The sequence below is a fragment of the Intestinibacter sp. genome (genome assembly GCF_051866655.1).
Classification (GTDB): Bacteria; Bacillota; Clostridia; order Peptostreptococcales; family Peptostreptococcaceae; genus Intestinibacter.
Genome location: NZ_JBJDXL010000254.1, coordinates 1 through 4,247 on the forward strand (window position 1 = coordinate 1; position 4,247 = coordinate 4,247).

Consider the following 4,247-nt stretch of genomic DNA (forward strand, 5'->3'; position numbering starts at 1 on the left):
TAGATGTGTTAGATAAAGGAGGTTTTATGTCAACTTCTGAAGCCTCAAAATCAATAGAATTTTTGGGAGCAGACGAGGATATTAAATCACTTATTTTAGTTCCTATATCAGATTATACAAATGTAAAAAATCATCTTCTAGAGCCACAAAGTATAGACAATTTACCTATAAAGCTTGAGGTTAGTGACTACGGAAAAATTGTTATAGAGGATTTTGAAATTACTGATAAGGAAGTAAAATACACCTATTCAAAAGAGGGAATAGTTCCATTTTATCCGACAATTTTCTTTTATGATGAAGATGGAAATAAGGTAGATATAAGCTCTACAGTAGAAGAGTCAATAGATAGACATACAGGAAGATATACAGTTACGAGAAAGTTATATAAGAATAATGATATGGAAAAAATAAGAAGTATAAAGAAAGTATCGGCTTTTAGCGATGATTCGTTGAGGGTATTTTACAAATATAAGGTTAAAATAGATTTATAATTTAGATAGATATGTAAGTAAAAAATAAATAGCTATACCTAAGAATTGTAGTTTTAATTCTTAGGTATAGATATAAATTCAAATCTTGTTTTTTCTAATAAATAATAAGTCTTATCTATTTTAGTTTTGTATCATTAAATCATTTATAGAAATTTCTGGGTTACAGTATCTGCCCCATTTTTTAGTATTTTCTTTGAACTGTATTGCTTGCTTTGGACAGAGTTGAAGGCACGCAGTACATCTTTCACAGTGATGTTGCCATTGTGGAGAACCATCTATTAATTTGATATTGTCAGCAGGACAGACCTTAGCACAAAGTCCACAACTAGTACAAGTATCTTCTACCCAAAATTCTTTATCAGATGTTCTTGGTTTAAATGTAGCACCTGCTGCTTTAGCAAGCATTTCCATAACAGGATTGGACTTATATGAATTTTTTTGTTTCAATTTAATAATATCTATTGCTTTTTCAATTTCACAATTGGTTTTTTTGATAATTTCTCTACTTTGTTCCTCTGTAGAAGGTGCATAGCTTGTTTGATTATTTGATGGATATGTGAATGTAAAACTGGCAGAAACAGTATTACCTTTTTCTGATAGTATTTTTTTTATTTGAGAAAGAGTGGCAGCTTCCATTCCACCACAAGTTACTACAGAATAAACATAGGCTTCATTTGGTATATTAACTTTTTCTAGAAACTCCTTTACCATAAGTGGAAGTCCTCCCATATATGCAGGAGAAAAAATACCAATTCTATCATATTTGCTAAAATCAATATTTTTCATATTTGCTGTGATTCTAAGCAATGTTGTATCTTCAATATTATCTGATATCCCTAATGCTATCTTTTTAGCTACATGCAGAGTATTACCTGTACCTGTAAAATATAAAATTATATTATTCATGATTAGACCTCCTTATTGAAAACTGTTCCACTTAATAGTAAATATGCAGTTTCTTTTAAATTTTTTTGACAAACTTCTTCATCATTATTAGCAAAATCTATAACTAATGAGCATAATCCTCCAGCTAAGAAAGCAGCAATACTACGTTTTTTATTATTATATTGAGCTGGAATAATACGGTTGCATGAAAGAATAGATTGATAAAAACAATCATATATAATCTGTGATAAATTACTTTCAACTATTTTCTTTAAAAATGAACTATTTTGGTTCACATAAATTGCAAAATTATGACAAAGATTTTCTAAATTTAAATTTTCCTTTTCATTATCAAGAATAAAAGGATAGTTATTTTTAATCTCATATGATATAACATTTTCTTTTGATTGAAATAGAGAATAGAATGTTTGTCGTGATACATTTGCTTCCTTACATAACTGACTAATACTAATCTCGCTATATTCTTTGATTTTTAACATATTAACTAATGTCTCTGCTATATGTTTTTGTGATGCTAAAGCTATTTTATTATCACCTTGATACATTTTATATCCTCCTTTAAAAGTTTGACAATTGTCCAATTATTTATTAATCTTATATTATATTAAATATTGACAACTGTCAATCTCCTTCTTTAACTAATTAAATTGGTAATAGCAATAAATTGCGTACTAAAGATATATATTAAATTCCAAAGTGTATCATATATTTTTGTTTGTCAATAGCATCTTGTATTTTATTAGCCAAATTAACTAAATGCTCATCTTTATATATTCTCTTGTCTGAAACAACAATGTTTTGGAAAGTAGATAAAGACTCTGGTGGAATTAAAGTAACGCCATATCTAGATAAGCCATAAGCAGGTCTGTTTAAATTACCAAAATATGTATTCATCGATGTTAGCTTTTCCCACCAATCATCTATATACAAATCATCATCAATGAAAATACAATTATATTTTTTGGGTTCATAGTCTGAATAATCTTTGTCTTGTTCAATATTCTCAATTATACCAAATTCAGTTTTTATCATATCACATCACCATATAAGTTTTTATTTATATCATATCAAAAAAATAGTAAAATACAATAACTTTAAAGTTTCTTTAAAAATACAAGCTATAATTATAATAATACAAATTTTTGATATGAATAAAAAGGAGGTCTTTGTGTGGATAATAAAGTATTAATTTTAATAATACAGATTTTGGTTGGATTTGGAATTATTTTAGCACTAGTGGGGATTGTACTAAAGCTAAAAAGCAAAATTGAAAAGATGTTTTCGTTGAAATTAATTTGGATAGGAGTATTTCAAATATTATTGAGCTTGTTATTTTTCCTATTGCAACATTTATCGCCTTTGCAATCGCATATTTACATGGCAATTTTGGGGTTTATAGTTGCGACTGAATTTTTCTTTGTTGGGATATCTTATATTGTTTCGTTATTTAGAGAATTTAAGAAAAAGAACACACAAAATATTATATTAAATATATTGATGATAGGCGTTTGCTCGGTGATGCTAGATTTTGGAATGTCATCGATTGGTTTGGCGTTTTTAAATTCTGAGCCTGCAAATAAAAATGAAATCGGAAAGGAATTTTTAGTATTTGATTGTGAAACACAAACTCATCACGAAGAGAAATTGTATATGACAGTAAATAGTGTGAAAAAAACAAAGGATAATGACTTCAAAATCACCTTTGATTTGAGATATCAGGGAAAGAATATACCTTTGTTTTTAGATGAAGATGATAAGGATTTGGATGCAAGTAGTTTTGCAGGAATAAGCAATTTTGGGATATATTTGAGACCAGAAGGATGGAATTACGATTATGACGATGAGGAGAATTACACTCCTTCAGAGACAGTATGTGTTTACTTTGATATCGATAAAGATAAATACAATCCAACAAATCAGAAATATGAAAATGATGAGGTCAAGGCATTTGACAGCTTAAAAAAATATAAAATATATACAAATTCTGACTACAAAATAGTGAGTGATCATTTTAATTATGTCCAAAATTACGCTAATAAGTATTACATATCAAATACGAGCATTAGAAAAATTCCAAATACCATAAAATCAGGATATGTAGTTAAAAATTGTAGTGTCGTTATAAAAAATGATTTTAACTTGGATGAGGACAATGCGGAGATAGCTATATTTTATGATGAGCTGAACTTAGAGAACCACCGAAATATGATAGATTGCTTTACAATAGATTTGAGCTTTTGTTAGAAATATATATTATAATAAATATAAGTAAACTATGCATAGTTTAATTGCTAAGGATATAAGAGAGTTGGTGGAAGTTATGGATAAAGTGAAATATTTAGAAGAATTTAAGGTTTGGGTAGAAAAATATTTAGTTGATTTGCCAGAGGATGCTGTTGCGATTAATTTTAATTTGTATGAAGGTGAGGAGGATTACAGCGTTCAGTTAATTGCTTCTGATGAATTTGATGAAGAGGATGAGGATTGGGCATGTGAGGAAATATTCTCTACAGAGGATGATTTATTTGTTATACCGATGACCGAAGATATAGAAGACTGGGAGGATGCCTTGGTTTATATAAAAAGCTTGATCGAGGAATATTTGAAGGTAAGTAGTTGTAGAGATATTTTGGAGAATTTAGAGGGAATAGGTGTTGGATTTGTAGATGGGAATATTGAATTATTGAAGTTAGATTAATTAAAATTAAAAGAGTCATACGATAATTTTTATGAGGTATAGGCATTTATAAAATATGCTTATACCTCAATTTTATTAGGAGATTTATTTTTTAGTATTGTTGATTTTATTGCTTTTGAAATATTACTATAGTACATTTTATTTCTTTCTTT

At 28.1% G+C, this 4,247-nt stretch carries 6 protein-coding genes; 3 read left to right on the forward strand and 3 right to left on the reverse strand.

The genetic code is table 11. From position 1 onward, the window contains the following. A partial coding sequence (locus ACI3VO_RS07645) for a hypothetical protein (RefSeq protein WP_439757339.1) occupies positions 1–491 on the forward strand: 491 nt, incomplete at its 5' end. Between the two features lie 120 nt (positions 492–611). Here ACI3VO_RS07645 and ACI3VO_RS07650 read toward each other — a convergent pair. From ACI3VO_RS07650 to ACI3VO_RS07660, 3 genes are all read right to left on the reverse strand, one after another. Beyond that, positions 612–1,397 carry an EFR1 family ferrodoxin gene (locus ACI3VO_RS07650; protein ID WP_439757340.1) on the reverse strand — a complete coding sequence of 262 codons (786 nt, stop codon included), beginning with the start codon at positions 1,395–1,397 and terminating at the stop codon, positions 612–614. Between the two features lie 2 nt (positions 1,398–1,399). Continuing rightward, positions 1,400–1,942, reverse strand: coding sequence for a TetR/AcrR family transcriptional regulator (locus tag ACI3VO_RS07655; RefSeq protein ID WP_439757341.1), 543 nt, complete (start codon positions 1,940–1,942; stop codon positions 1,400–1,402). Between the two features lie 139 nt (positions 1,943–2,081). Continuing rightward, the gene (locus ACI3VO_RS07660; RefSeq protein ID WP_439757342.1) at positions 2,082–2,429 is read right to left on the reverse strand and encodes a hypothetical protein; all 348 of its coding nucleotides are present in this window, start codon (positions 2,427–2,429) and stop codon (positions 2,082–2,084) included. A 138-nt stretch (positions 2,430–2,567) separates the two neighbouring features. On the opposite strand from ACI3VO_RS07660, the gene ACI3VO_RS07665 reads away from it, so the two are divergent. Together ACI3VO_RS07665 and ACI3VO_RS07670 are read left to right on the forward strand one after the other, a co-directional pair. Beyond that, a complete protein-coding gene (locus tag ACI3VO_RS07665; RefSeq protein ID WP_439757343.1) occupies positions 2,568–3,641 on the forward strand; it encodes a hypothetical protein in 1,074 nt (357 codons plus the stop codon). 31 nt (positions 3,642–3,672) lie between these two features. After that, a complete protein-coding gene (locus tag ACI3VO_RS07670) occupies positions 3,673–4,095 on the forward strand; it encodes a hypothetical protein (protein ID WP_439757344.1) in 423 nt (140 codons plus the stop codon). Positions 4,096–4,247: the final 152 nt, after the last annotated feature.

Excerpts from the sequence above, each read along its gene's own strand:
- ACI3VO_RS07670 (WP_439757344.1), top strand. The coding sequence starts at position 3,673 with ATGCATAGTTTAATTGCTAAGGATATAAGAGAGTTGGTGGAAGTTATG.
- ACI3VO_RS07650 (WP_439757340.1), bottom strand. The coding sequence starts at position 1,397 with ATGAATAATATAATTTTATATTTTACAGGTACAGGTAATACTCTGCAT.
- ACI3VO_RS07655 (WP_439757341.1), bottom strand. The coding sequence starts at position 1,942 with ATGTATCAAGGTGATAATAAAATAGCTTTAGCATCACAAAAACATATA.
- ACI3VO_RS07660 (WP_439757342.1), bottom strand. The coding sequence starts at position 2,429 with ATGATAAAAACTGAATTTGGTATAATTGAGAATATTGAACAAGACAAA.